Annotated in this window: 23 protein-coding genes, 1 tRNA gene and 1 pseudogene; 20 read left to right on the top strand and 5 right to left on the bottom strand. The window is 73.1% G+C overall.

Going from position 1 to position 26,674, the window contains the following annotated elements; all coding sequences use genetic code 11:
• From E8D34_RS20085 to E8D34_RS20120, 8 genes and pseudogenes are all read left to right on the top strand, one after another.
• Window positions 1-204: pseudogene (locus tag E8D34_RS20085) on the top strand (alanine dehydrogenase); the annotation flags it as partial.
• 4 nt (window positions 205-208) lie between these two features.
• Complete coding sequence (locus tag E8D34_RS20090; RefSeq protein WP_136596317.1) at window positions 209-1,174, top strand: site-specific tyrosine recombinase XerD; 966 nt, start codon at window positions 209-211, stop codon at window positions 1,172-1,174.
• Window positions 1,175-1,182: 8 nt separating this feature from the next.
• The gene (locus tag E8D34_RS20095; RefSeq protein WP_136596318.1) at window positions 1,183-3,729 is read left to right on the top strand and encodes a DEAD/DEAH box helicase; all 2,547 of its coding nucleotides are present in this window, start codon (window positions 1,183-1,185) and stop codon (window positions 3,727-3,729) included.
• Between the two features lie 382 nt (window positions 3,730-4,111).
• Window positions 4,112-5,008 (top strand): ParA family protein, encoded by an 897-nt coding sequence (locus E8D34_RS20100; RefSeq protein WP_240771482.1) that lies wholly within the window; start codon window positions 4,112-4,114, stop codon window positions 5,006-5,008.
• On the top strand, window positions 4,993-5,391 hold the full coding sequence (locus E8D34_RS20105) for a hypothetical protein (protein ID WP_136596319.1): 399 nt from the start codon (window positions 4,993-4,995) through the stop codon (window positions 5,389-5,391). Before E8D34_RS20100 ends, E8D34_RS20105 begins: the two co-directional genes overlap by 16 nt.
• Window positions 5,384-6,268 (top strand): ScpA family protein, encoded by an 885-nt coding sequence (locus E8D34_RS20110; RefSeq protein WP_136596320.1) that lies wholly within the window; start codon window positions 5,384-5,386, stop codon window positions 6,266-6,268. The genes E8D34_RS20105 and E8D34_RS20110 overlap by 8 nt, the downstream gene beginning before the upstream one ends.
• Entirely contained in the window at window positions 6,249-6,890 is a 642-nt protein-coding gene (gene scpB / locus E8D34_RS20115; RefSeq protein ID WP_136596321.1) for an SMC-Scp complex subunit ScpB, read from the top strand. The genes E8D34_RS20110 and scpB overlap by 20 nt, the downstream gene beginning before the upstream one ends.
• Window positions 6,887-7,639 carry a pseudouridine synthase gene (locus tag E8D34_RS20120; RefSeq protein WP_136596322.1) on the top strand — a complete coding sequence of 251 codons (753 nt, stop codon included), beginning with the start codon at window positions 6,887-6,889 and terminating at the stop codon, window positions 7,637-7,639. The genes scpB and E8D34_RS20120 overlap by 4 nt, the downstream gene beginning before the upstream one ends.
• A gap of 13 nt (window positions 7,640-7,652) precedes the next feature.
• Here E8D34_RS20120 and E8D34_RS20125 read toward each other — a convergent pair whose 3' ends face one another.
• Window positions 7,653-9,509, bottom strand: a complete 1,857-nt coding sequence (locus E8D34_RS20125) for a GAF domain-containing SpoIIE family protein phosphatase (RefSeq protein WP_136596323.1) — start codon at window positions 9,507-9,509, stop codon at window positions 7,653-7,655.
• Window positions 9,510-9,661: 152 nt separating this feature from the next.
• On the opposite strand from E8D34_RS20125, the gene E8D34_RS20130 reads away from it, so the two are divergent.
• The 8 genes from E8D34_RS20130 to E8D34_RS20165 all read left to right on the top strand — a co-directional run bounded on the left by E8D34_RS20130 (window position 9,662) and on the right by E8D34_RS20165 (window position 17,805).
• Window positions 9,662-10,741 carry a prephenate dehydrogenase gene (locus E8D34_RS20130; protein WP_136596324.1) on the top strand — a complete coding sequence of 360 codons (1,080 nt, stop codon included), beginning with the start codon at window positions 9,662-9,664 and terminating at the stop codon, window positions 10,739-10,741.
• 11 nt (window positions 10,742-10,752) lie between these two features.
• Window positions 10,753-11,484 (top strand): (d)CMP kinase, encoded by a 732-nt coding sequence (gene cmk / locus E8D34_RS20135; RefSeq protein WP_240771478.1) that lies wholly within the window; start codon window positions 10,753-10,755, stop codon window positions 11,482-11,484.
• 44 nt (window positions 11,485-11,528) lie between these two features.
• Entirely contained in the window at window positions 11,529-12,263 is a 735-nt protein-coding gene (locus E8D34_RS20140; RefSeq protein WP_240771479.1) for a lysophospholipid acyltransferase family protein, read from the top strand.
• A complete protein-coding gene (der, locus tag E8D34_RS20145; protein WP_136596327.1) occupies window positions 12,256-13,581 on the top strand; it encodes a ribosome biogenesis GTPase Der in 1,326 nt (441 codons plus the stop codon). The genes E8D34_RS20140 and der overlap by 8 nt, the downstream gene beginning before the upstream one ends.
• A gap of 75 nt (window positions 13,582-13,656) precedes the next feature.
• The gene (locus E8D34_RS20150) at window positions 13,657-14,262 is read left to right on the top strand and encodes a hypothetical protein (protein WP_136596328.1); all 606 of its coding nucleotides are present in this window, start codon (window positions 13,657-13,659) and stop codon (window positions 14,260-14,262) included.
• A gap of 2 nt (window positions 14,263-14,264) precedes the next feature.
• On the top strand, window positions 14,265-15,908 hold the full coding sequence (locus E8D34_RS20155) for a DNA polymerase Y family protein (RefSeq protein WP_136596329.1): 1,644 nt from the start codon (window positions 14,265-14,267) through the stop codon (window positions 15,906-15,908).
• A gap of 110 nt (window positions 15,909-16,018) precedes the next feature.
• Complete coding sequence (locus tag E8D34_RS20160; protein ID WP_136596330.1) at window positions 16,019-16,951, top strand: phenylalanine 4-monooxygenase; 933 nt, start codon at window positions 16,019-16,021, stop codon at window positions 16,949-16,951.
• Complete coding sequence (locus E8D34_RS20165) at window positions 16,948-17,805, top strand: LLM class flavin-dependent oxidoreductase (protein WP_240771480.1); 858 nt, start codon at window positions 16,948-16,950, stop codon at window positions 17,803-17,805. Before E8D34_RS20160 ends, E8D34_RS20165 begins: the two co-directional genes overlap by 4 nt.
• A 3-nt stretch (window positions 17,806-17,808) precedes the next feature.
• Here E8D34_RS20165 and E8D34_RS20170 read toward each other — a convergent pair whose 3' ends face one another.
• Window positions 17,809-18,396 (bottom strand): hypothetical protein, encoded by a 588-nt coding sequence (locus E8D34_RS20170; RefSeq protein WP_136596331.1) that lies wholly within the window; start codon window positions 18,394-18,396, stop codon window positions 17,809-17,811.
• 123 nt (window positions 18,397-18,519) lie between these two features.
• Here E8D34_RS20170 and E8D34_RS20175 point away from each other — a divergent pair, with 123 nt between their 5' ends.
• The 4 genes from E8D34_RS20175 to E8D34_RS20190 all read left to right on the top strand — a co-directional run bounded on the left by E8D34_RS20175 (window position 18,520) and on the right by E8D34_RS20190 (window position 24,419).
• The gene (locus tag E8D34_RS20175) at window positions 18,520-21,849 is read left to right on the top strand and encodes an error-prone DNA polymerase (RefSeq protein ID WP_136596332.1); all 3,330 of its coding nucleotides are present in this window, start codon (window positions 18,520-18,522) and stop codon (window positions 21,847-21,849) included.
• Between the two features lie 20 nt (window positions 21,850-21,869).
• A complete protein-coding gene (locus E8D34_RS20180; RefSeq protein ID WP_136596333.1) occupies window positions 21,870-23,075 on the top strand; it encodes a GGDEF domain-containing protein in 1,206 nt (401 codons plus the stop codon).
• A gap of 21 nt (window positions 23,076-23,096) precedes the next feature.
• Window positions 23,097-24,314, top strand: a complete 1,218-nt coding sequence (locus E8D34_RS20185) for a GGDEF domain-containing protein (RefSeq protein WP_136596334.1) — start codon at window positions 23,097-23,099, stop codon at window positions 24,312-24,314.
• A 31-nt stretch (window positions 24,315-24,345) separates the two neighbouring features.
• A tRNA-Pro gene (locus tag E8D34_RS20190) sits at window positions 24,346-24,419 on the top strand.
• A 220-nt stretch (window positions 24,420-24,639) separates the two neighbouring features.
• Here E8D34_RS20190 and E8D34_RS21460 read toward each other — a convergent pair.
• From E8D34_RS21460 to E8D34_RS20205, 3 genes are all read right to left on the bottom strand, one after another.
• A complete protein-coding gene (locus tag E8D34_RS21460; RefSeq protein ID WP_240771481.1) occupies window positions 24,640-24,996 on the bottom strand; it encodes a hypothetical protein in 357 nt (118 codons plus the stop codon).
• Between the two features lie 404 nt (window positions 24,997-25,400).
• Window positions 25,401-26,003: a hypothetical protein gene (locus E8D34_RS20200; protein WP_136596335.1), complete on the bottom strand. Its 603-nt coding sequence runs from the start codon at window positions 26,001-26,003 to the stop codon at window positions 25,401-25,403.
• A partial coding sequence (locus E8D34_RS20205) for a hypothetical protein (RefSeq protein WP_206056816.1) occupies window positions 26,000-26,674 on the bottom strand: 675 nt, incomplete at its 5' end. The genes E8D34_RS20205 and E8D34_RS20200, both read right to left, overlap by 4 nt.

A 26,674-nucleotide genomic window follows, 5' to 3' on the forward strand; every position in this document is an offset into this window, starting at 1 on the left:
GTGCCGAACACCTCGACCTACGCGCTGACCAACGCCACCCTCCCGTACGCCGTCGCGCTGGCCAACAGGGGCTGGCTGGGGGCGTGCCGGGCCGACGCGGCGCTGGCGAAGGGCCTCAACACCCACGCCGGGGCGCTCACGAACGCGCCCGTCGGCGAGGCGCTCGGCCTGCCGGCGGTGGCGGTGGCGGACGCGCTAGCCTGAGGCAGTGAATCCCGGAGGTGCCCTCGACCGTGCGGTGCGCACCTACCTGGACCACCTCGGCGTCGAGAAGGGGCTGGCGGCCAACACGCTGGTCTCGTACCGGCGCGACCTCCGCCGCTACTGCGCGTTCCTGGAGCGCGCCGGGATCGAGGACCTGGACGCGATCACCCCGGCGACGGTGACGGAGTTCCTGATCCGGCTGCGGGAGGGCGACGCCGAGCACCCACCCCTCGGCGCCGCCTCGGCGGCCCGCGCCGTGGTCGCGGTCCGCGGCTTCCACAAGTTCGCGGTCGCCGACGGTCTGGCGACCGCCGACCCGGCGGCCGGGGTCAAGCCGCCGACGCCGGCCAAGCGGCTGCCCAAGGCGCTCCCGCTCTCCGACGTCGAGGCGCTGCTGGAGGCGGCGGGTGCCGACGACACCCCGCTCGCGCTGCGCGACCGCGCGCTGCTCGAGGTGCTCTACGGCACCGGCGCCCGGATCTCGGAGGTGGTCGGCCTCGACGTCGACGACGTCTCCGCGGTGCTCGATCCGATCCGGGCCGCCGAGCAGGAGGACGCCGTGGTGCTGCTCCGCGGCAAGGGCGGCAAGGAGCGGCTGGTGCCGCTCGGCTCGTACGCGCGGGAGGCGCTGTCGTCGTACCTGGTGCGGGGACGGCCCGCGCTCACCGGCGCCGGCGCCGGGGGAGGCGCGCTCTTCCTCAACGCCCGCGGCGGGCGGCTGTCGCGACAGTCCGCCTGGGCCGTGCTGGTCCGGGCCGCGGAGCGCGCCGGGATCACCCAGGACGTCTCACCGCACACGCTGCGGCACTCCTTCGCGACCCACCTGCTCGACGGCGGCGCCGACGTCCGCGTCGTCCAGGAGCTGCTGGGCCACGCGTCGGTGACCACCACCCAGATCTACACGCTGGTGACCGTCGACAACCTGCGCGAGGTCTTCGCCACCGCGCACCCGCGAGCGCGGGACGACTGAAGGACGAGATGAACCAGAGCACCGCTTCCGCCGCAGCCGAGGCAGCCTCCGACCGGGCCTACGAGCGGATCCTCGAGCACGCCGCCGACCGCGGCCTCGAGCTCTACCCGCACCAGGAGGAGGCGGCCCTGGAGCTCTTGGCGGGCAACAACGTCGTGCTCGCCACGCCCACCGGCTCCGGCAAGTCGCTGGTCGCCATGGCCGCCGCGATGGTCGCCCAGGCCGACGACCGGGTCACCTTCTACACCGCGCCGATCAAGGCGCTGGTCAGCGAGAAGTTCTTCGAGCTGTGCGCCACCTTCGGGCCCGAGGACGTCGGCATGCTCACCGGCGACGTCGCGGTCAACGCCGACGCGCCGATCATCTGCTGCACTGCGGAGGTGCTGGCCAACATCGCGCTGCGCGAGGGCGCGGCCGCGGACGTCGGCATGGTGGTCATGGACGAGTTCCACTTCTACGGCGAGCCCGGCCGCGGCTGGGCCTGGCAGGTCCCGCTGATCGAGCTGCCGCAGGCGCAGTTCCTGCTGATGTCGGCGACGCTCGGCGACGTCACCGAGCTGGGCGCCGACCTGACCCGGCGCAACGGCCGCGAGACAGCGGTGGTCGACCAGGCCGAGCGGCCCGTCCCGCTGACGTTCACCTGGTCCCTGGACCCGATGGGCGAGGCGCTGGGCGAGCTGGTCGACACCGGCCAGGGGCCGGTCTACGTCGTGCACTTCACGCAGGCCGCCGCCGTCGAGCACGCCACCTCGCTGCTGGCCGGCGGCTTCAAGCGCCCCCGCGACGAGATCGCGGAGCGGCTGGCCGGGGTCCGTTTCGCGGCCGGGTTCGGCAAGACCCTGTCGCAGCTGCTGCGCAACGGCATCGGCGTGCACCACGCCGGCATGCTGCCGCGCTACCGGCGCCTGGTCGAGCAGCTCGCGCAGGCAGGGCTGCTCACCGTCATCTGCGGCACCGACACCCTCGGCGTGGGCATCAACGTGCCGATCCGCACCGTGCTGTTCACCGCGCTCGCCAAGTTCGACGGCAGCCGGCAGCGGGTGCTGCGCACCCGGGAGTTCCTGCAGATCGCCGGCCGCGCCGGACGGGCCGGCTACGACACCGCCGGTTACGTCGTGGTGCAGGCCCCCGAGCACGTGATCGAGAACGAGAAGGCCAAGGCGAAGGCCGCGGCCAAGAACGCCGCGATGAGCGAGGCCAAGCAGGCCAAGCGCAAGTCCAAGGCGCAGCTGAAGAAGGCGCCCGAGGGCGCCGTGGTGTGGACAGAGGCCACCTTCGACAAGCTCGTCGAGGGCAAGCCGGAGCGGCTCAAGTCGCAGATGAAGGTCGACAACGCGATGCTGGTCAACGTGGTCTCCCGCGAGGAGGATGCCTTCGCGGTGATGCGGCGGCTGCTGACCGACAACCACGAGGACCGACGCAGCCAGCTGCGGCTGGCCAAGCGGGCGGTCCGGCTGGCCCGGAGCCTGGTCGCGTCCGGGGTGCTCACCCGGCTCGACGAGGTGGACGAGCACGGGCGCCGGTACGTGCTCACCGAGGCGCTGCCCGAGGACTTCGCGCTCAACCAGCCGCTGTCGCACTTCGCGCTGGCGGCGCTGGAGGTGCTCGACCCCGACGCCCCGTCGTACACCCTCGACCTGGTCTCGGTGGTCGAGGCGGTGCTCGAGGCGCCCCGCCCGCTACTGCTCGCGCAGCGGCACGAGGCGCGCGGCGAGGCGATCGCCGCGCTCAAGGCCGACGGTGTGGAGTACGAGGAGCGGATGGCGCTGGTCGAGGAGATCACCTGGCCCGAGCCGCTGGCCGAGCTGCTGGAGCCGCTCTACGAGACCTACCGCGAACGCCACCCCTGGCTCTCGCCGGACGCGCTGATGCCCAAGTCCGTGGTCCGCCAGATGTGGGAGGAGGGGATGGGCTTCACCGCCCTGGTCAGCCGGTTCAACGTCGCCCGCTCCGAGGGGCTGGTGCTGCGCTACCTCACCGACGCCTACCGCGCGCTGCGCCAGACCGTGCCCGAGGCCCTGCGCACCGAGGAGCTCGAGCTGCTCGTCGACTGGCTGGGGGAGACCGTCCGCCAGGTCGACTCCTCGCTGCTCGACGAGTGGGAGACCCTCACCCACCCCGACCGGATCACCGCCGACACCCACCTGGACGCGCCCCCGCCGCCCCCGCGGCCGCTCTCCGCGCAGGGCCGCGTCTTCGAGGTGATGGTCCGCAACGCACTGTGGCGGCGCGTCGAGCTGGTCGCCCGCGACGACCTGGACGGCCTGGAGGCGGTCGACGGCGTCGAGAGCCCCGAGCTCTCCCGCCAGGACTGGGACGAGGCGTTGGAGGAGTACTACGCCGAGCACAGCAAGGTGCTCATCGATGCGGACGCGCGCGGTCCTGCGCTGCTGCGGGTGGAGCGGGGCGAGGGCCGGTGGACCGTCACCCAGACCCTGCACGACCCCGAGGGGCACCACGACTGGGTGATCGAGGCCGAGGTCGACCTGGCCGCCTCCGACGAGGCCGGCGAGGCCGTCGTACGGACGACGGCGATGCGCTGCCTGGGCGGCTGACTCCGGGGCCGGATATTTCTCGAACTGCGTGGCGCTGCGGCGCGTCGCCCCAATGTCTCCGTGTCGACATTGTTGGATGAGGAGTGCACGGGGCCCTGGGGAAGGGGCCCACGACATCCGTGGCGGGCGACCCGTCACCGCACACATGAGGTGAACCGCGATGGTCGGTGGATACTTCGGCTCCAGCAGCGCCCCGGACATGCCGCCGCGGGTGCACCGCCCGGGCGGCGACCTGCCCCCGCTCGGCGGGGAGACCCAGGGGGCCACGGCCCCGCTGCCGTTCGAGCGCCCTGCGGCGGCGCCGACGCCGGCCGCGACCTCGGCGGCCCCGGCGCCCTCCGCGCCGGTGAAGTCCTCGGAGCCGGCCGCACCGACGATGCCGATGCTGCCGTTCACCGCGCCGGAGTCGACCGGCCCCGCCGCCCCGCGCGGCCGCGGTCAGCTCGGCCCGACCGGCCGCCCGATCCCGGTGCTGCGCGACCCCGAGCCGATCGCCGAGCACGGCAACGCCCGGGTGATCTCGATGTGCAACCAGAAGGGTGGCGTCGGCAAGACCACGACGACCATCAACCTGGGCGCCGCGCTCGCCGAGTACGGCCGGAAGGTGCTGCTCGTCGACTTCGACCCGCAGGGCTCGCTCTCCGTCGGCCTGGGGCTCAACCCCCACGAGATGGAGCTGACGGTCTACAACCTGCTGATGGACCCCGAGACCGACTTCCACGACGTGGTCGTCCCCTCGGGCGTGCCGGGCGTGGACCTGCTGCCCTCCAACATCGACCTCTCCGCCGCGGAGGTGCAGCTCGTCCACGAGGTGGCCCGCGAGCAGACGCTGCAGCGCGTCCTCGCGCCGGCCATCGCCGAGTACGACGTCATCCTGATCGACTGCCAGCCCTCCCTGGGCCTGCTCACCGTCAACGCGCTCACCGCCTCCGACGGCGTGATCGTGCCGCTGGAGTGCGAGTACTTCGCGCTGCGTGGCGTGGCGCTGCTCAAGACCACCATCGACAAGGTCAAGGCGCGGCTCAACCCGCGCCTGGAGGTCGACGGCGTCCTCGGCACCATGTACGACGGCCGCACCCTGCACGGCCGCGAGGTGCTCGAGCGGCTGGTCCAGGCCTGGGGGGACAAGGTCTTCCACACGGTCATCCGCCGGACGGTGAAGTTCTCCGACTCCACCGTCGCCGGCGAGCCGATCACCTCCTACGCGTCGACCTCCGCGGGCGCCGACGCCTACCGCCAGCTGGCCAAGGAGGTGGCGCAGCGGTGGGCCGACGCGTGAGCATGCCGGCGGCCGACGACCTCTTCCGCACCACCGTCGACGGCACCGAGCAGTCGGTCCCGGCGGGCAAGGGGCGGAAGAACGGCGCGGTCCGGGTGGTGCCGGACGCTCCGGAGGCGACCGACACGACCGAGGCGTCCGGCGGGTCGGGCTCCGCGAAGGGCAAGAAGCCCAGCGGTCGGATCCGGCACGACGAGAAGATCACCGTCTACGTCACCGCCGCCGAGCTGATGGAGCTGGAGCAGACCCGGCTCCACCTGCGCGGGGAGCACGGGCTGGTGGTCGACCGCGGCCGGCTGGTGCGCGAGGCGATCGGTCTGGTGCTGGCGGACTTCGAGGCACAGGGGGAGGACTCGGCCCTGGTCAGGCGCCTGCGTGAGTAACCCGTTCGAGGTTCGCCTCGACAACTTCGAGGGGCCCTTCGACCTGCTGCTGAGCCTGATCTCCAAGCACAAGCTCGACGTCACCGAGATCGCGCTCTCGCAGGTCACCGACGAGTTCATCGCGCACATCAAGCAGCTCCCGGACGCGGACCTCGAGGAGACCACCTCGTTCCTGCTGGTGGCATCGACCCTCCTCGACCTCAAGGCGGCCCGGCTGCTCCCGGCCGGCGACGTGGAGGACGAGGAGGACCTGGCCCTCCTGGAGGCGCGCGACCTGCTCTTCGCCCGGCTGCTGCAGTACCGCGCGTACAAGCGGCTCGCCGCGGTGCTCGGTGAGCGCGTCGAGGCGGAGGCGAAGCGGTTCCCGCGGGCGGTGGGCCTCGAGGAGCGGTTCGCCGGCCTGCTGCCGGAGGTGCTGATCGGGATCGGCCTCGACGCCTTCGCGGCGCTGGCGGCGAAGGCGCTGGCGCCCAAGCCGGAGCTGCAGCTGCCGACGCACCACATCCACGCCCCCGCGGTCAGCGTCCGCGAACAGGCCGCGATCGTGGTCGAACGGCTGCGCCGCAGCGGCACCCTCACCTTCCGGGCGCTGTGCGGCGACTCGCCGGACACCCTCACCACGGTCGCCCGGTTCCTGGCGCTGCTGGAGCTGTTCCGGGAGGGCGGTGTCGCGTTCGACCAGGTCACGCCCCTCGGTGAGCTGACGGTTCGGTGGACCGGCTCCGACGAGGAGATCGAGATCACCGACGAGTTCGACGGCGCGCCGCCCGAGCCCGGCGAGCCGGCAGCGCCCGTCGCCCCGGATGAGCCGGATCGGCCCTCGGGGGCGGAGAATGGCCCGGTACAGGAGGAGTCAGATGACCGAACGGACCGATGACGCGGTCGCCGTCCCCGTGGCCGACCTGCGCCCGGCGCTGGAGGCGGTGCTGATGGTTGCCGACGAGCCGCTCGACGCGATGGCGCTGGCCGCCGCTGTCGGCTACCCGGCCGAGGAGGTCGCCGGCACGCTCTCGGCCCTCGCCGCCGAGTACGACGAGCAGGGACGCGGCTTCGAGCTGCGCAACGTGGCGGGCGGCTGGCGCTACTACACCCGCGCCGACCTCGCCCCCGTCGTGGAGGCGTTCGTGCTGGAGGGCCAGCAGGCGCGCCTCACGCAGGCCGCACTGGAGACCCTCGCGGTGGTCGCCTACCAGCAGCCCGTCTCGCGAGCCCGCGTCTCCGCGATCCGCGGGGTGAACGTGGACGGCGTGATGCGCACGCTGCTCAACCGCGGACTGGTCGAGGAGGCCGGCCGCGACGGCGAGCACGGTGCCACCCTGTACCGCACCACCAGCTACTTCCTGGAGCGGATCGGGATCGTCGCGCTCGACGAGCTCCCGGACCTCGCCCCGCATCTGCCCGAGCTCGACGAGCTGGAGGGCGAGCTGGAGCAGATGGCCGGCGTTCCGGCCACCGACGCCGGCGTACCGAGCACCCCGACCGAGGAAGCATCGTCATGACCCGCGAGATCGCCACCGATGAGGACGGCCTGATCCGGCTCCAGAAGCTGCTCGCGCAGTCCGGGGTCGCCTCACGCCGCCGTTGCGAGGAGCTGATGCTCGACGGGGAGGTCGAGGTCGACGGCGAGGTGGTCACCCGCCTCGGCACCAAGGTCGACCCGCGCACCGCGGTGATCAAGGTGTCCGGCAAGCGATTGCCGCCGGTCTCCGATCACGTGTACCTGGTGCTCAACAAGCCCCGCGGCGTGGTCTCCACGATGTCCGACCCCGAGGGCCGGCGCACGATCACCGACCTCGTCGCCGACCGGCCCGAGCGGCTCTTCCACGTGGGCCGGCTCGACACCGACACCTCGGGACTCCTGCTGCTCACCAACGACGGCGAGTTCGCGCACCGGATGGCGCACCCCTCCTTCGAGGTCGAGAAGACCTACGTCGCCGAGGTGGCCGGACGGATCGCCAGGCCGACCGTGGCGCAGCTGCTGGAGGGCGTGGTGCTCGAGGACGGTCCGGTCGAGGTGCGACGGGCGCGGATCCTGGACACCCGCGCGGACAAGTCGATCATCGAGCTGGTGATCCACGAGGGCCGCAACCGGATCGTGCGGCGCCTGCTGGACCAGGTCGGCCATCCGGTACGCCGCCTCAGCCGTACCCGGTTCGGGCCGGTCGAGCTGGGCACCCTGCCGTCGGGGACGCTGCGCGACCTGACCGACGACGAGCTGGGTCAGCTGCTCGAGGTCGCCGGGCTCTGACGCGAGCCCGGCCTCATCGGGCGAGCAGGTCGGCGACGACCAGGGCCGTGTCGTCCCCGGCTTCGGTGCCCATCGCCGCGAGGACCGCGTCGGCGCACTCGGCGGCCGGCCCCGCGCAACCCGCGACGGTGTCCGCCAGCAGGGCGGTCCGCTCCTCCATGCTGGCGCGGCGGCGCTCGACCAGGCCGTCGGTGTAGAGCACCACCCGGTCGCCGGCGCGGGCGGTGACCCGGGTGACCGGCCAGTCGGCGCCGGGGATGCCCAGCGGCGGCCCGCCCGCGACCTCGAGCTCGCGGGTACCGGCGGCCGTGCGCACGATCGGGAGCGGGTGCCCGGCGCGGGCGATGGCGACCTCGCCGGTCCGTGGGTCGATGTTGACCAGGCAGCAGGTGACCAGCACCTCGGCCAGCTCGACGGTGGGGTTCAGCAGCTCCAGCGCGACGTCGACCGGGTGGCCCTCGCTCAGGTAGGCGCGCAGCGCGCTGGAGATCTCGCCCATCACCGTCGCGGCCGCGTAGGAGTGGCCCTCGACGTCGCCGACCACCACGGTCACGGTGCCGTCCGGCGAGGAGACGACGTCGTACCAGTCCCCGCCGACCTCGGCGTCGGCTGCGGCGGGCACGTAGCGCACCGCGATGTCGAGTCCGTCGGGCTCGGCCAGGTGCTGCGGCAGCAGCGAGCGCTGGAGCAGCCGGGAGACCTCGGTGAGCTCGACCAGGCGGCGACGCAGCTGGTCGCGGGCCGCCTGCTCGCCGTGGCGGTGTGCGATGCGCTGCAGGGAGGCGGCGACCTGGTCGGCGGCGGACTGGATGATCCGCAGGCTCTCGGCGCTGAACTCGCGCTCGTGGGCCCAGAAGGAGACCAGCGCGCCGCGCTGGGGCAGGCTGCCCTGCAGTGGCAGCGCGACGAGCGCCCGAGCCTCGGGGAGCGCGGCGGCGATGTCCGGGTGCGCCGCCTCCAGCGCTGACCGGGTCGGCCAGGCGACCGCCCCGGTGGCGGTGAGGTCGGCGAAGCGACCGAGGTCGGGCCCGACGGGGGACCACGGCAGCGTGGGGTCGTCGTCGGTCGGGTGGGGGGAGTGCAGCGCCAGCGTGGTGCCGCCCTCGACGAAACCGATGCCGATCAGCCCGTCGGTGCCGTGGGCCAGGGTGCAGTTGCGGACCGCGAGCAGCGCCTCGCGGGCGGAGGTGGCGGTGGCCAGCGAGGCCGTCACCGCGTTCAGCCAGGAGGTGGCGAACGCGAGCCACTCCGCGCGCTCGCGCGCCGCCTGCTCCCGCTCGAAGAGGCGCGCGTTCTCGACCGCGATCGCGGCCGCGGCGGCGACGGCCGTCACGCGGGTCTCGGCGATCGCGGAGAAGACGTCCGGGTCCGGGTGCCCGAACAGCAGCGCGCCCAGGCCCTGGCCGTCGCGCCCGGTGACCGGGGTGGCGAGGTAGCTGCGCAGCGCCAGGTGGCCCGGGGGCAACGCGGAGAAGCGAGGGTCGGCGGTGACGTCGGCGATGCGCACGGTCTCGCGGTCGTCGAAGGTGGGCTGGAACAGCGCCGTGATGCGTGGGGCGGGCATCGCCGCGAAGGCGTCCCGCTCGGCGCCGGAGAGCACCACGAGGTGGAAGACGTCGCCGTCACCGTCGTCCTCGCTGGCGTCGTAGAAGAAGGCACCGAACGCCGCTCCGGCCAGGCGCGTCGCTGTGTCGGTGACCGACTGCAGCACGCTCTCCAGGTCCAGCGTGGAGTGGATCGCTTCCGCGAGGTGGCCCAGGAGCTCCAACGTCGTGGAGCCACCGGCCGGGGCGGCCCACCCCTGGGTCACGGGTCCGGCCGCCAGGGCCGTGGGGGACGCGCTCTCCGGAGCGCCGGAGAGGTCGGGCACGCGAAGGATTCTTGCAGTTCATCTGGGATTCCGAAGGATCTCCGGCGGGATCGTGCGGCGGGATCTGCGGCGGGCTGTGGCGGGAGGGCGCGGCCGGCGGCCCGCCGGGGTGACGCGGCGGCCCCGCGGCGCTCCTGAGTAGTGTTCTCGCCGTGCCCGAGGAGTCGAACGCCGTCCTGACCGGACCCGTCCAGGTGGTCGGCACCGGCCTGATCGGGACCTCCGTCGCGCTGGCGTGCCGCCGCGCGGGCCTCGAGGTCCTGCTCAGCGACGTGGTCCCCGACCACGTCCGCACCGCCACCGGACTGGGCGCCGGCCGCCCGGCAACCCCCGAGGACCGTCCCCAGCTCGTGGTGGTCGCGGTGCCGCCGGACCACCTCGCCGAGGGTGTGCGCGATGCGCTCGCCGCCGCGCCCGACGCGATCGTCACCGACGTCGGCAGCGTGAAGATGGCACCGCTGGACGCGCTGGCCGACCAGCCCGGCCGCGAGCGCTACGTCGGCAGCCACCCGATGGCCGGCAGCGAGCGCTCCGGCCCGCTGGCCGCCTCGGAGAACCTCTTCGACGGTCGGCCGTGGGCGGTCACCCCCGGCCCCGGCGCGCTGCCGGCCGGCGTACGGCTGGTCGAGCTGCTGGCCGAGGTGTGCGGCGGCGTGGTGATCCGCCTGCGCCCCGACGAGCACGACCGGGCGGTGGCCCGGACCTCCCACGTCCCGCACCTGGTCTCCGCGCTAGTCGCGGGCACGCTCACGGGCGCGTCGGCCGACCACCTCGCGCTCTCCGGCCAGGGCGTCCGGGACGTGACCCGGATCGCCGGTGGTGATCCCGACCTGTACAGCCAGATCATCAGCGGCAACGCGGCCGCGGTGACGGCGCTCCTCGGCGAGCTGCGTGACCGTCTCGACCTCGCCCTCGAGGCGGTGCGGGACGGCGACCGGGCCGGGCTCTCGTCCCTGCTCGCGCACGGGGTCGCCGGCACCCGGGCGATCCCGGGCAAGCACGGCGGACCGCCGCGACCCACGGCGGCGGTGCGGGTCGCGGTGCCCGACCACCCCGGCGAGCTGGCCCGTCTCTTCGCCGATGCGGGCGACAGCGGTGTCAACATCGAGGACGTGCGGATCGATCACGACCCCGGTCGCCCGTTCGGCCTGGTCGAGCTGGACGTCGCCGCGGAGTCGGTCGGTGAGCTGCTCGGCGCGCTCGAATCGAGGGGATGGGCCGCGCACCGGTAGGATCGCGGTCCGTGAACGACGCGCCCCGCCCCGGTACTGACCAGGCCACCTCGCACACCGGCGAGCCGGCTCCCGGTGTGGTCGTGGCCGTCGACGGCACCTCCGGCTCCGGCAAGTCCAGCACGTGCCGTGCGGTCGCCGACCGGCTGGGCCTGCGCTACCTCGACACCGGCGCGATGTACCGCGCCGTCACCTGGTGGATGCTGCAGCACGGCGTGGACGTGCACGACGCGGAGGCGGTCGCGGCGCGCGCCGCCGATCCGCGGCTGGTCTCGGGCACCGACCCGCTGGCCCCGACGATCGTGGTCGACGACGTCGACGTCTCCATCGAGATCCGCAGCGACGCGGTCAACGCGGCCGTCTCGCCGGTCAGCGCGGTGCCGGCGGTCCGCGAGCGCCTGGTCGCACTGCAGCGGTCGCTGATCGGCGCCGGCCGGATCGTGGTCGAGGGTCGCGACATCGCCTCGGTCGTCTGGCCGCAGGCCCAGGTCAAGGTCTACCTGACCGCCGACCCGGCGGCCCGCGCCGCCCGCCGCGCGGCGGAGAACGGCGGCGCCGACGTGGGCGCCACCGAGGCCTCGCTGCTCGCCCGCGACGCGATCGACTCCGGGCGTGCCGTCGCGCCGCTGACCCGGGTGCACGGAGCCATCCACATCGACTCCACCCACCAGACCCTGGAGCAGGTCGTCGACCTCGTGGTCGGGCTGGTCGAGGAGAGCCTCAGCGCGGTCGGCGGGTCATGAGCCCGGCCCCCGACGCGCGCGGGGACGAGGGGGACCAGGGAGTCGTGCGGGAAGCGCACCGGCAGCACCCGCGCTCCGACCGCGTCGCCCACCCGACCCGCTGGCTCCTCGCCGGCGGGCGTCCGGTCGCGCGCTGGCTGGTACGCCGACGCTGGGACGTCCGGGTGCACCACGCCGACCGGTTCCCGGCCGACGGGCCGGTCGTGCTCGCCGCCAACCACATCGGGGTCGTCGACGGTCCGCTGCTGGTGCTCCTCGCGCCGCGGCCCGTGCACGCCCTGACCAAGATCGAGATGTTCTCCTCCGCCGTGGGCGGCGGCTTCCTGCGCCTGGCCGGACAGGTGCCGCTGGACCGTCACCGGACCGATCCGGCCGCGGTCCGACGCGCCGTCCGGGTGCTGCGCGAGGGCGGTGTCGTCGGGGTGTTCCCGGAGGGCACCCGCGGTGACGGCGAGCTGCGCACGTTCCGGCGCGGCGCGGCGTACCTGGCCATGGTGACCGGCGCTCCCGTCGTACCGGTGACGATCCTCGGGACGAGGCGTCCGGGTGGCGCGAGTGGTTCGCTGCCGCCGAAGGGTGACAGGATCGACCTCGTGGTCGGACACCCGGTCCGTGTGAGCCCCCACTCATGGCCGCGCACGGCGGAACAGGTGGGGTCCGTCAGCACGTTGTTGCATCAGCGGATGCGCGAGGAACTCGCCGCCGCGCTCAGCGAGACCGGGCGGGAGCTCCCCGGACCGCTGCCAGCCACCGAGCTCGTGAAGGAATCCGATGACTGACATCAACCTCCCGGTCCTGGCCGTGGTCGGCCGCCCCAACGTGGGCAAGTCGTCCCTGGTCAACCGGATCCTCGGACGCCGGGAGGCCGTGGTCGAGGACATCCCCGGCGTCACCCGCGACCGGGTCTCCTACGACGCCGAGTGGGGCGGCCGGGCGTTCACGCTGGTCGACACCGGCGGCTGGGACCCGGACGCGAAGGGGATGGCCGAGCGGATCAAGGGGCAGGCCGAGATCGCGGTGTCGCTCGCGGACGCGGTGCTCTTCGTGGTCGACGCCGCGGTCGGCATCACCGACGCCGACGAGGCCGTGGTCAAGGTGCTGCGCCGGGCGGGCAAGCCGGTCGTGCTGGCTGCCAACAAGGTCGACGACGAGCGGGTCGAGGCCAACGCCTACGGCCTGTGGAACCTCGGCCTCGGTGAGCCGATCCCGGTCTCGGCGCTGCACGGCCGCGGCTCCGGCGACCTGCTCGACGCGATCCTCGCCGTGCTGCCCGAGGCGGCGGAGGTCGAGGAGGAGGTCGGCGGGCCACGCCGGATCGCCATCGTCGGCCGTCCCAACGTCGGCAAGTCATCGCTGCTCAACAAGCTCGCGGGCGAGGAGCGGGTGGTCGTCGACAACGTCGCCGGCACCACCGTGGACCCGGTCGACGAGCTGGTCGAGCTGGGTGGGCGCGAGTGGCGGTTCATCGACACCGCCGGCATCCGCAAGCGGGTCAAGGAGGCGTCGGGGCACGAGTACTACGCCTGGCTGCGGACCACGACGGCGGTCGAGCGCGCCGAGGTCTGCGTGCTGGTGCTGGACGCCGGCCAGTCGATCGCCGAGCAGGACATGCGGATCCTGCAGGAGGTCCGGGAGGCCGGCAAGGCGCTGGTCATCGCCTTCAACAAGTGGGACACCGTGGACTCGGAGCGCCGCTACTACCTCGACCGCGAGATCGAGCGCGACCTGGTGCAGGTGCAGTGGGCGCCGCGGCTCAACATCACCGCCAAGACCGGCTGGCACATCGACCGGCTGGTGCCCGCGCTGGACCGGGCGATCGAGGGCTGGGAGACCCGCGTCACCACGGGCGCGCTCAACGCGTTCCTGGGTCGCCTGGTCGCCGAGCACCCGCACCCGGTGCGCGGCGGCAAGCAGCCGCGGGTCCTGTTCGGCACGCAGCCGTCGACCTCGCCGCCGACCTTCGTGCTCTTCACCAGCGGCAAGCTGGACCAGGGCTACGAGCGGTTCATCGAGCGGCGGCTGCGCGAGGAGTTCGGCTTCGTCGGCACGCCGATCGTGCTGCAGGTCCGGCCGCGGGAGAAGCGCAAGCGCACCTGATCCACGCGCGCTGTCGGCGTACTGGACTAGGCCGTTCCGCTTGCCCCTGTCGAACATGTGTTCGACAATGGGCGGGTGGGAGCACCAGCCGTCGACGCGTCCGTCCTCGCGCAGCTGCGCGGCCGGATCCAGGCGCTCGAGGGCGGTCCGTCGCGGCTCTCGGTCCCGGTGCTGCCGGCGCTCGACGGCCTGGTCCGGCTGCGCACCGGTGGGGCGTACGCCGTGGACACCGCCTCGCTGGCGATGGCGCTCGCCGCGGGCGCCTCGGCCGCCGGTGACTGGGTCGGCTTCGTGGGCTGGGGCGACTTCGGTGTCGAGGCCGCCCATCAGCTCGGCATCGACCTGACCCGCACCGTGCTGGTGCCCAGCCCCGGCGAGCACTGGCTCGAGGTCGCCGCCGCACTGGCCGACGTGCTGAAGGTGGTGGTGCTGCGCCCTGCCGCCCGGGTGGACGCGAAGTCCGCCTCGGTGCTCGAGGCCCGGCTGCGGGCCCGCTCCGCGGTGCTCGTGGTGCACGGTGAGTGGCCGCGCAGCGACGCCACGATCAGCGCCGCCGAGACCCGGTGGGAGGGGCTCGGCGAGGGCCGCGGCCGGCTTCACCGGCACCGGGCGCTGGTCGAGGTGCACGGCACCGGGCGACCGCTCTCCGACGAGGTCGCGCTCCCGTTCGGGGACCGTTGACGATGGCGCGCGTGCTGGTGCTGTGGTGCCCGGACTGGTCGGTGACCGCGGCGCTGATGGAGCGTGCCGAGGCCCAGGGTGACGGGGGTGCCGCCGAGGTGGTCCGCTCGACGCCCGCGGCCGTCCTCTCGGCGAACCGGGTGGTGGTCTGCAACGCGGCTGCCCGCGCCGAGGGCGTACGCCGCGGCCAGCGGCGCCGCGACGCCCAGGCGCGCTGCCCGGAGCTGCTGCTGCTCGCTGCCGGCCCGGAGCGGGACGCGCGGTGGTTCGAGCCGGTGCTGGCGGCGGTCGAGGAGATCCGGCCCGGCGTGGCGCCGATCCGACCCGGCCTGCTCGCGGTGAGCGCCCCGGGGCGGTTCCACGGCGGCGAGGAGGCGGCGGCCGCGCTGCTCGCGGAGGAGCTGGTCGCCCGGGGTGTCTGGGACTGCCGGATGGGCGTCGCCGACGACCTCTACTCCGCCGAGCGGGCGGCGCGCCGCGCGCCCGCCCAGGGCTGCACGGTGGTGCCGCCCGGCGGGTCGGCTGCGTTCCTGCGCGAGCTGCCGATCACCGCGCTGACCGAGGACGGCGAGGAGGGGCGGCGCCTGGTGGACCTGCTGCGTCGGCTCGGACTGGTCCGCCTCGGGGAGTTCGCCGCGTTCGGTGCCGACGAGGTCAGCAACCGGTTCGGCGCCTACGGCGCTGACCTGCTCCGGCGGGTCCGCGGCGAGGGGACCGCGCTGGCCGGCGCCCGCACGCCGCCGCCCGAGCTGGCCTGCGAGATCGGCTTCGAGCCGCCGCTGGACTCCGCCGAGGCGGTCACGTTCAGCGTGCGCACCACGGCCGAGCGCTTCGTCGCCGGACTCGCGGAGCGCCAGCTCGTCGCCACCGCGGTCCGGATCGAGGCGGTCTTCGACGCGGGGGCGGTGGCCGAGGGGGAGGGTGGCATGAGCTCCCGGACCTGGGTGCATCCCCGTTGCTTCACCTCCCGCGACCTGGTCGACCGGGTGCACTGGCAGCTCCAGGCGGGTGCTGCCCTGCGCAGCCGCAAGGAGGCGGGTGCGGTGACCGCACCGATCGAGCGGGTGCGGTTCCTGCCCGAGACGGTGGAGTCGGCCGGCGACCATGCGGACGGGCTGTGGGGCGGCGGGGCCGAGGAGCAGGTGGTCCGCGGCGTGGCCCGGGTCCAGGCGATGCTCGGGTACGACGCGGTCCGGGTGCCGGTGCTCCAGGGCGGTCGCGGCGCGGCCGACCGGCAGGCGTGGGTGACCTGGGGGGAGCGCTCGACGGGGCTGCGGCCGACGCTCCCGCCGTGGCCGGGGCGGATCCCCGGCCCGGCGCCGACGCGGGTCTTCCCCGCGGCGCTGGTCGCTGAGGTGCTCGACGCGGACGGGGATCCGGTGGCGGTGACCGAGCGCGGCGCGGTCAGCGGGGCGCCGTACCGGTACCGGGTCGAGGTCGGCGGCGCTCCCGGTGCGCGCGGCTGGCGGGTGATCGCGGGCTGGGCCGGTCCGTGGCCGGTGGACGAGGGCTGGTGGACCGGTGCTGGTCCGGGGGGCGAGGAGGGTGGCCGCTCGGCGCGGTTCCAGGTGGTCGGCCTCGAGGGCGACGCCTGGCTGCTGCGCTGGCGCCCGTCGGGCTGGGAGGCCGAGGCGGCCTATGACTAGCGGGTGGATGTTCTCCGGCGGATCCGTCGAGTTGCTGGAGATTGTGGCGCGACGTAGCGTGGCGAGAGAGAGACCTACGTCACACTCTGATTGCGCAGGAGGCGCCCCGCATGTTCGAGGAAGGCCAGCTCTACTCGCCGGTGACCACCGGCGAGGACGGATCGGTGACCGTTCACCTCGGCGACGACCACCCCGGGGTGAACGACCCGGCCTACCGCGCCCGCCGCAACGAGATCGCCCAGGTCGCGCTGGGCTGGCAGCCCGGCGAGCCGGTCCCGCGGATCGACTACACCGACGTCGAGAACGGGGTCTGGGCCACCGTCTCCCGTGAGATCGCGCCGCTGCACGAGCGCTACGCCTGCCGGGCCTTCAACGAGGCCAAGGCCGCGCTCGACCTGCCGGCGGACCGGGTGCCCCAGCTGGACGAGGTGACCGCGGGGCTGCAGCGGCTGACCGGCTTCTCCTATGTCCCGGCCGCCGGGATCGTGCCCCTGGAGGAGTTCTACGGGTCGTTGGCCGACGGGGTCTTCCACTCCACGCAGTACCTGCGCCACCACGATCTCCCGCTCTACACCCCCGAGCCCGACGTGATCCACGAGGTGCTCGGCCACGGCAACCTGCTCGCCGATCGCCAGGTGGCCGAGGTCAAGCGCGCCGCCGGCCGCGCCGCACGACGGATGGAGACCCGCGCCGGTCTCCAGATGGTCGCCGACGTCTTCTGGTTCACCGTCGAGTTCGGCGTGCTGCACGAGGGTGGCGACCTCAAGGCCTACGGTGCCGGGATCCTCTCCTCCTACGGCGAGATCGAGGAGTTCGGCTCGATGGTGATCCGCCCGTTGGACTTCCGCGCGATGGCGACGATCGACTACGACATCACCCACTACCAGCCGGTGCTCTTCGCGGCCGAGTCGTTCTCGCACATGGTCGACGCGGTCGGCGGCTTCTTCGACGAGTGCACCGACGACACCGCCGCGGCCATGGGCCTGGTCGAGGCGGAGGGGCAGGCCGAGGCGTCGGAGGCGGCTGCGACAATCGGCGCGTGAGCGCGCCGAACCTGCACGTCATCCTCTGGCCGATCCAGGACTGGCCGGCGATGGGGGAGACCTGGCGGCGCGCCGAGGAGCTCGGGTTCGCCGGGGCCTGGGTCTACGACCACCTCGCCTGGCGCGGCCACTCCCCGTGGGACGACGCCTACGCGACCCTGGCGGCCGCGGCCGCGGTGACCTCGCGGATGCGCCTCGGCACCCTGGTCACCTCGCCCAACTTCCGCACCCCGATCCCGACCGCGTCCGCGGTCCGCACCATCGACCGCATCTCCGGCGGCCGGCTGACGCTCGGCATCGGCGCCGGTGGTGCCACGCACACCTCCGACGGCGACGTGCTGGACGGGGACTGGACGCCGCGCCAGCGCGCCGACCGGTTCGCCGAGTGGGTGGGCCAGCTGGACGCGCTGCTGACCACCGCGCCGGTCAGCCTCGCCGGCGAGCACTGGTCGGCGCGCGAGGTCACGATCGCCCCCGGGCTGGTGCAGCAGCGTCCGCCGTTCTGGATCGCCGCCACCGGCCCGCGCGGACTGCGGCTGGCCGCGCGCCTCGGCCAGGGCTGGATCGCCAACCCGATGGGCGAGGACCCCGTCGCCGACGTACGGCGCCAGGTCGACGGGCTGCGCGCCGCCGGTGAGGCGGAGGGTAGAGACGTCGCCCCGATGCCGAAGCTGCTGCTGACCGGGTTCAGCGGCGAGCCGTGGCTGGAGTCCGTCGGCGCCTACCAGGATCTGGCGGGCCGCTACGCCGAGCTCGGGATCACCGACGTCGCCGTGCACTGGCCGCGACCGGGCACCGAGTGGGACGCCGACATGGCGGTGTTCGAGGCGATCGCCGCGCGGCACGCGGGGTGAGGGTCAGTCGGCCTCCGCGGTGACGCAGGGGTGGGCGGGGTCGTCGTTGGCGCTGTCTGCCTCGGCGCCGATCGGGCACTGCGCGAAGTGGGCGCTCGACGTGGCCGTGTACTGGCGCCGGTTGAAGGTGTAGGTCACCGCGACCCCGTCGACGACGAAGGCGTCCTCCGCCACGGCGGGGAAGACGACGGCCAGCTGGGCATTGCCGGGGTCTGCGTCGGGGTCGACGTCGCAGGACGCTACGGCTCCGTCCGCGCCGACGGCCGGGACGTACCAGTCCGGCAGGGGGACCGGTCCGCCCATCACGCGTGGTCGCTGGTTGGTGTCGGCCCAGGTGACGGCGAACTCGGGCTGGCCGTCGCCGTACGTGGTGACGGCCGCGACGTCGTCGATCGTGATCGTCGTGGCGCGGTCGGAGCGCAGGCAGAGGTCGATGTCGAAGTACAGGGGGCGGGCGCGGCCGTTGGCGATGAGTCCGTAGCCGGAGACGTCGAGGGGGCCACCGTCCTCGTCGGTCGAGCAGCCGGTGGTGAGCAGCGGCAGGGCCAGCAGGGCCGTCAGTGCCGCGCACGTCGGTCGCGGGGGGAGCATGGGCACAGGATGCTGCCGCCGCCGGTGCCGTGGCGGGGTTTCCGACAACTCTTGGAGATCGAACAGGTGTTCGACTAGATTCGGGGGATGACTCCGCTCACGACCCTCGAGGCCTGAGCCGGCATGGGCTGGAACAACCCGCCGGTCCCGTGGCGCGAGCTGGAGCGCCGCCTCTCCGGGCGTCCGCCCGGGGCCCAGGACGCGCCGGTCTCGCGCCGCAAGCAGCGGCGACCCGTGCCGGTGCCGATCCGCCGCCCCGAGCAGCCCGTGACGCCGTACGCCGAGCTGCACTGCCACAGCCACTACAGCTTCCTGGACGGGGCCAGCGGGCCGGCGGACCTGGTGGCCGAGGCGACCCGGCTGGGGCTGCACGCCCTCGCGCTCACCGACCACGACGGGTTCGCCGGCGCGCCGATGTTCGCGGAGGCGGCGCGCGCGGTCGACCTGCGGACCGTCTACGGCGCCGAGCTGTCGCTGGGCCTGACCGCGCCGCAGAACGGCGTACCGGACCCCGAGGGCACCCACCTGCTGGTGCTGGCCCGTGGGGTCGAGGGCTACCACCGGCTGTCGGCGGCGCTGACCGAGGCGCACCTGCGCGGGGACGAGAAGGGGCGCCCCGACCACGACCTCGACGAGCTGACCGAGCGCGGGCGCGGGCACTGGGTGGTGCTGACCGGGTGCCGCAAGGGGGCGGTCCGTCAGGCGCTGCGCGCGGACGGCCCCCGGGGCGCCGCGGCCGCGGTGGACGACCTGGTGGACCGGTTCGGCCGCGACCAGGTGCTGGTCGAGCTGATCGCCCGCGACCACCCCGGCGAGGACGAGGCCAACGACCTGCTCGCCGCGCTGGCCGTCGACCGCGGACTGGCCGTGGTGGCCACCGGCAACGTCCACCACGCCAGCCCGGACAAGGCGCGCCTGGCCGCGGCGATGGCCGCGATCCGGGCCCGCCGCTCGATCGCCGAGCTCGACGGGTGGCTCGACCTCTCCGGCTCCGCGCACCTGCGCAGCGGCGAGGAGATGGACAGCCGTTTCGCGCGGTACCCCGGCGCCGTCGCGCACACCGTCACCGTCGCCGACGAGATCGCCTTCGACCTGCACAAGGCGACCCCGAAGCTGCCCAAGCAGCAGATCCCCGCCGGGCACACCCCGAGCAGCTGGCTGCGCGAGCTGACCGAGCGCGGCTTCGCCGAGCGGTACGCCGGCCGCGACGTCGAGCAGCGCGCGCGGGAGCGGATCGAGCGCGAGCTGGCGGTGATCGCGCGCAAGGACTTCGACGGCTACTTCGTGATCGTCCACGACATCGTCGCCTTCGCCCGCAGCCAGGGGATCCTCTGCCAGGGCCGGGGGTCGGCGGCGAGCTCGGCGGTCTGCTACGCCCTGGGGATCACCGCCGTCGACGCGGTCCAGTTCAACCTGCCCTTCGAGCGGTTCATCTCCGAGCACCGCGAGGAGGAGCCCGACATCGACGTCGACTTCGACTCCGACCGGCGCGAGGAGGTGATCCAGTGGGTCTACGACACCTACGGCCGGCGCAACGCCGCCCAGGTCGCCAACGTGGTCAGCTACCGGCCGCGGATGGCGGTCCGCGACGCGGCCAAGGCGCTCGGCTTCTCCCCGGGGCAGCAGGACGCCTGGTCCAAGCAGATGGACGGGTGGGGGAGCACCATCGAGGCGCCGGAGGGCGTCGAGATCCCCGCCCAGGTGGTCGCCCTGGCCGACGAGCTGCTCGGTGCCCCGCGCCACCTCGGCATCCACTCCGGCGGGATGGTGCTGACCGAGCAGCCGATCGCCGAGGTCTGCCCGATCGAGCGGGCCCGGATGCCCGGTCGCACGATCCTGCAGTGGGACAAGGACGGCTGCGAGGAGATGGGCCTGGTCAAGTTCGACCTGCTCGGTCTCGGCATGCTCGGCGCCCTGGACCACATGATGCGGCTCATCGAGCAGCACACCGGGAAGCGGTGGACGTTGGAGTCGATCCCCAAGGAGGAGCCGGCCGTCTACGACATGCTCTGCGAGGCCGACTCGATCGGCGTCTTCCAGGTCGAGTCCCGCGCCCAGATCGGCACCCTGCCGCGGCTGCGCCCGCGCTGCTTCTACGACCTGGCGATCGAGATCGCGCTGATCCGCCCCGGCCCCATCCAGGGCGGCGCCGTCCACCCCTACGTGCGCCGGGCGACCGGCAAGGAGCCGGTCACCTACGACCACCCGTCGCTGCAGCCGGTGCTGGAGCGCACCCTCGGCGTACCGATCTTCCAGGAGCAGCTGATGCAGATGGCGGTGACGCTGGGCGACTGCACCCGCGACGACGCCGACCTGCTGCGCCGGGCGATGGGCTCCAAGCGGGGCGTGGAGCGGATCGAGCGGATCAAGGACCAGCTCTACAAGGGGATGGCGCGGCGCGGGATCACCGGGGACCACGCGGACGCGATCTACGTGAAGATCCTCTCCTTCGCCGGGTTCGGCTTCGCCGAGTCCCACGCGCTCAGCTTCGCGCTGCTCGTCTACGCCTCGTCCTGGTTCAAGCGGCACTACCCGGCTGCGTTCCTGGCCGGGCTGCTGCGCAACCAGCCGATGGGCTTCTACTCCCCGCAGTCGCTGGTCGCCGACGCCCGCCGGCACGGGGTGGAGGTGCGCCGCCCCGACATCGCGCTGTCCGGGGCGCAGGCGGGGCTGGAGGCCTGCGCGCCTCGCGAGGAGCGTGAGTGGTTCGACCGGGAGCGGTACGACGCGGAGCTCGCCGTACGGCTCGGACTGGACGAGGTGCGCGGGATCGGGACGGAGGTCGCGGAGCGGATCGTGGCGGCGCGCGCCGACGCGCCGTACGTCGACATCCGCGACCTGTCGCGTCGCGCCGGGCTCACCGCCACCCAGCTCGAGGCGCTGGCCACCGCGGGAGCCTTCGAGGGGTTCGGGCTCGATCGTCGCTCGGCCCTGTGGATGGCCGGGTACGCCGAGGAGGGCGGGCACCTGCCCGCGAGCACGCCGGCGCCGGCACCGCCGACGCTGCCGCAGATGGCGGAGACGGACCTGACCCTCGCCGACCTGTGGGCGACGGGGATCTCGCCGGAGCGACACCCGGTGGAGCACTGGCGCGAGCGGTTGACCGCGGCCGGGATCAGGGCGGTCGGCGACCTGGCCGGGGTCGACCCCGGCCGACGGGTCCACGTCGCGGGACTGGTCACCCACCGGCAGCGGCCGGGCACCGCCGGTGGGATCACCTTCCTCAACCTCGAGGACGAGACCGGGATGCTCAACGTGGTCTGCTCCCAGGGTGTGATGCGGGTGCATCGGCACGCGGCGCGGAACCGGGTGGCGGTGGTGATCCGCGGGATGCTGGAGCGTCAGGACGGCGTGACCAACCTGGTCGCGGACCGGATCAGCCCGCTGGACGAGGTGCTGCCCGGGGCCGGCGACGCACTGCAGATACGTCAGACATCCCGGGATTTCCGCTGATGCGTGGCTAGCCTGCGTCCATGCTGGACACGAACACCCTTCGTGTCGTCTTCGTGCTAGTGGCGGCGTGCGCCACGGTGCTGTTCTCGGTGGCGGCGTACGGAGCGACCCGAGCCCGCTACAGCGCCTGGTGGTGCGCCGCGTTGCTGTTCGCCGCCGGCGGGTCCGGCCTCTTCCTGTTCAACGGGACCGACATCCAGGTGGTGGCCAACCCGAGCGGCAACGCGATCGGCGTCCTGAGCACCATGTGCGTGTGGGGCAGTGCCCGTTCGCTCGCGGGGCGCACGCTCCCGTGGGCACTGCTCCTCGGCGTGCCGGCGTTCGTACTGGCCGTCGGGCTACTCGACGACCCGGTGCACGACATCTGGACCGGCGGCGTGGTCTACCTGCTGGCGATGGCCCTCGGGTTCGGCGCGGCCGCTGTCGACCTCGGCGCGCTGCACCGTCGTGCCCGCACCTCCGTCTCGCGCAGCGACGAGACGGGCTACGACGACAGCCAGTACCGCGCGAGCGTGCTCGTGATGGCCATCGTCACCGCGGGCATGGCGCTCTTCTACCTGCTCCGCGCGGTGGTGCTGGCGCGTACCGGACCCGACGGCGAGTTCTTCCGCACGGTGCTCGGGTCGCAGCCGACCACCATGCTGCTGATCCTGGTGGTGGTCGTCGCCGTCTTCAGCATGTCGACGCTGGCGCGCGCCCAGTACGTCGCCCGCCTCCGCCTGGAGGCCTCCCACGACGGCCTGACCGGGCTGCTGAACCGCCGCCAGTTCCTGCGCCGGGTCGAGCTGGTGCAGCGGCACGGTCGACGCGACGTCGAGTGGGTGCTGGTGCTCGCGGACCTGGATCGGCTCAAGCAGCTCAACGACACCGACGGGCACGCCGCCGGCGACCGCGCGCTCGCCACGGTGGGTGCCGTCGTCGCCGCCGCCCTCCACCATGGCGAGTTCGCCGGGCGGCTCGGAGGCGACGAGTTCGCCCTGCTGCTCGGCGCCGACGGCCGGGCCGAGCAGGTCGCGGCCGCGGTCAACGCCGGACTGGCCGGGGCGATGGCCGGGCTCACCGAGGTGAGCGTCAGCTTCGGCGTCGCGGAGTTCGACCCCGACCTCGACGTGGAGGTGCTGCTCGAGCGGGCCGACCGCGCGATGTACCTGGCCAAGGCCGACGGAGGGGGCACGTGCCGCAGCGATACGCCGCGGCCCCGGCAGGTCTTCGGGGATTTGCGCTGAACGCTCGGTAGCGTGCGGCCCATGCTCGACACGGTCACCCTGCGTGTCGTCTTCGTGATGGTCGCCTCGTGCGCCCTCGTGCTGTTCGCGGTGACGGCGTACGGAGCGACCCGAGCCCGCTACAGCGCCTGGTGGTGCGCCTCGCTGCTGCTGGCCGCCGTCAGCACGACACTGTTCCTCCTCAACGGCACCGCGCTCCAGGTGATCGCCAACCCGGCCGGCAACGCGGTCGGCTCGCTGAGCGCCCTGTGCATCTGGGGCAGCATCCGGTCCCTGACGGGTCGCCGGCTGCCACGGCGCATCCTGGCCGGCGTACCGGCGTTCGTGCTGGCCGTCGCGCTGCTCGACGATCCGGCGAACGACCTGTGGACCGGCGGGGAGGTGTTCCTGCTCGCGATGGCGCTGGGGTTCGGGGGTGCCGCGGTGGAGGCCGGCACGCTGCACCGCGGGGCGCGGAGGTCGGTGAGCCGGTCGGACGAGGCGGGGTACGACGACAGCCAGTACCGCGTCAGCGTGCTGCTGATGGCCAGCGGCACCGCGGCCACGGCGGCGTTCTACGTCGCCCGGACGGTCGCGATGGTGATCTGGGGGCGTGACGGCGAGGTCTTCCTGACGGTGTTCGGTCCGCAGCCGGCCACCCTGCTGATGATCGCGCTGATGGTGATCGCGGTCTACAGCATGTCGACCTTCAGTCGCGCCCAGTACGTCGCCCGGCTGCGTCGCGAGGCGTCGCGGGATGCCCTGACCGGGCTGTTCAACCGCCGCCAGTTCCTGCGCCGGGTGGAGTTCGTGCAGCGCCACGGTCGCCGGGACGTCGAGTGGGTCCTGGCGCTGGCCGACCTGGATCGGCTGAAGCAGCTCAACGACGTCGACGGGCACGCCGCGGGCGACCGTGCGTTGGCCACCGTCGGCTCGGTCGTCGCCGGGTCGCTGCTCCACGGCGAGCTCGCGGGCCGGATCGGCGGCGACGAGTTCGCCCTGCTGCTCGGCACCACCGCCCGGGCCGAGGAGGTCGCCGACGCGGTGAACGCCGGCCTGGCCGAGGCCACCCAGGGCCTCACCGACGTGAGCGTCAGCCTCGGCGTCGCCGAGTTCGATCCCGACCTCGACATCGAGGAGATGCTCGAGCGCGCCGACCGCGCGATGTACCTGGCCAAGGCCGACGGCGGGCGGCGCCTGCACGTCGACGGTGGCCTGACCGACGTACCCGATTCGGAGTCGCCGGTCAGCCTGCGGTAGTGTTCCCACGCACTCCCCACGGGGACTGCATCGGGCTGTAGCGCAGCTTGGTAGCGCACCTGACTGGGGGTCAGGGGGTCGCAGGTTCAAATCCTGTCAGCCCGACCGAAAACCGGCTCTGACCAGCGGAAACGCTGGCCAGAGCCGGTCGCGTTTTCGGCCAGATGGGCCAGGTGTCGCGAATATGGCGCGCAAACTCGCCGGTGCCCGCTTGCAGCCTGGCGCTCTCGGGCTTGCGCGCCGTGTGCGTGAGTGTGACCGGGTGTGCTGGAGCGTGATCGGTCGGGCAGCGGGACTTGACGTATGCGACCGCGGATTCTGCAGTTCAAGTCGCGGTCGCGAACGCAATGTCGGGATAATGGTCCCGACCCGGGGGGGCTTGGCCGTCAAGCCGGTAGTGCAGGTTGCAGCTGCCCGCTTGCGGCTTAGAGCCGCTGCCACCGGTCGCTGCAGCAGGTCCCTTGGCCTGCGGGACGGCATGCGTCGGCATGGTCGGCACGTCGTCGCTACAGCCGTTGGCATCCGGTGGGCCGTCCAACGGCCCCAGCGGCTCGGACGCCTCGGCCGCGCCGGGCGCCAGGACCATCGGCGCCTGCGGCACACTTGCCACCCCGGCCTGCGCCGTCGTCGTCGTGTAGTCCAGGTACTCCTCCGGCGAGATCTCCTCCCCGTTCGGGCCCATCGGGCGCAGCCCGCTGGGGTCGGAGAGGTTGACCGGGTTGTTGTTCGCGTAGGTGTACCCGTTGAGTGACAGCGGGTCTCCGGTGTCCAGGAGCGGGTCGACGCTCAGGAACCTCCCCAGTGTCGGGTCGTACTGACGCGCGCCGATGTAGGTGAGCCCGAGGGTGTCGTCGTGGGGCTTGCCGAGGAACCGCTTGTCGTCGGGCCACGGGGTGGTCCCGCCAGCAAGTTCAACGTCGTGCTGGCGCCGCGCGCACCGTTACGCACGGCGACCCGCATCCCGGCATGGGTGTAGTACCGGTCAGCGTCACTGGTGTACGTCGTGCCCGCCTTGGTGACGTGCACCTCGGAGCCGGCCATCGAACGCCGCGACGAGCGCTGCGACCACCAAGCGGAGCAGCGAAGTCACGGTGCTCGCTCGACTACATGGGCGGCCTCCCAGTCAGGCTCGGCATCGACGGGCACGCCAAGCTCGCGGAGGTAGGCATAGACCATCGTTGCCGTGAATCGCCGCGCCTTGACGCGGTTCGAATAGGCCGACTGGTCTTCAAACGGGTAGGCACTGCCCGACGTCTCGAACACCCATCGACCGCCATCGTTCGCAGCGACGATGGACCGCTCAAGAGCAAGTGGCGGCTCGCCGTCTGGGCCATAAACCTCCAACACTCGCGCCGGGTAGGTCGCGGTGTCCTCGACATTTACGACGCGTATTGCGCGGCGGCCGAGCTCGCGGGCGGCATAGCTCGGCAGCACGCCGACATCGGTTCCGAGCGGACCGTTGCTGATCAGTGCAGTCCACCGGCCGACCGGGACACATACATATCGAGTGACGTCGCCCCCTGGCGTGAGGAACGCGACCGCCTCGTTCATCGACGCCAAGCCGGCTGGACGAGCCGTCCATGCATGATCGAGACCGCGTACGATCCATTCGGCGAGGTCGGGTGTTCCAACCTCGAAGAAACCAACCTGTTCGGTGGTTGCACCACCCGCGGGTGAGGGAAGGGTCATGGAACGATCCTGAGGACGAAGTTGGCGCCGGGGTCGTTGGCCAAGATGCGAGCCTCGTGCAGGGCGCCCCGGGGATTGGCGAGTCCTTCGTACTCGACGTAGTAGCGCTGTCCGTTGAGAGTGTATTGGAGATCGGGCCGGTTGATGCCCACGCGTTGCCCGAGGGCGTTGACCTGTTGCTGGTTCACCCTGATGCCAGTCGCACCCCGTGGCAGTGCGGCGATGTCGGCTTGGAGAGCTTGGTTGTGCGAGGCGCGCCCAATCGACCGACCGAGACCCAGTGCGCGCGGCGCGGCAGGGTTGACGGCGATGTCCTGCGCCAGACGAGCACCCGTGTTTGCGGCCCTGCTTCCGGCCCGGACCACATCGGCGCCGTCCTCGGCGACCTTGACAGCCTTCCCCAGCTTCCGCAGCGCTCCGAGCTTGCCACCGGGCACGAAGGTGGCCGCGGTCCACAGACACCCACCGCCGCTGCCCTGCGCGCAGTCGACAACGTCGGAGAGCAGGACGTCGTACGCCGTGTGCCCCAGATTGTCGACGAACTGGCCCCACAGGTCCTCCCACGGGTCCTTGGCCTGCGGGACGGCATGCGTCGGCATGGTCGGCACGGGGTCTGCTGCACGGATAGGTGACATCTGATCTGCGTCGATGTGTGTCGACGCTGGAAGGAT

The sequence above is a fragment of the Nocardioides sp. GY 10113 genome (genome assembly GCF_004919105.1).
Lineage (GTDB): Bacteria > Actinomycetota > Actinomycetes > Propionibacteriales > Nocardioidaceae > Nocardioides.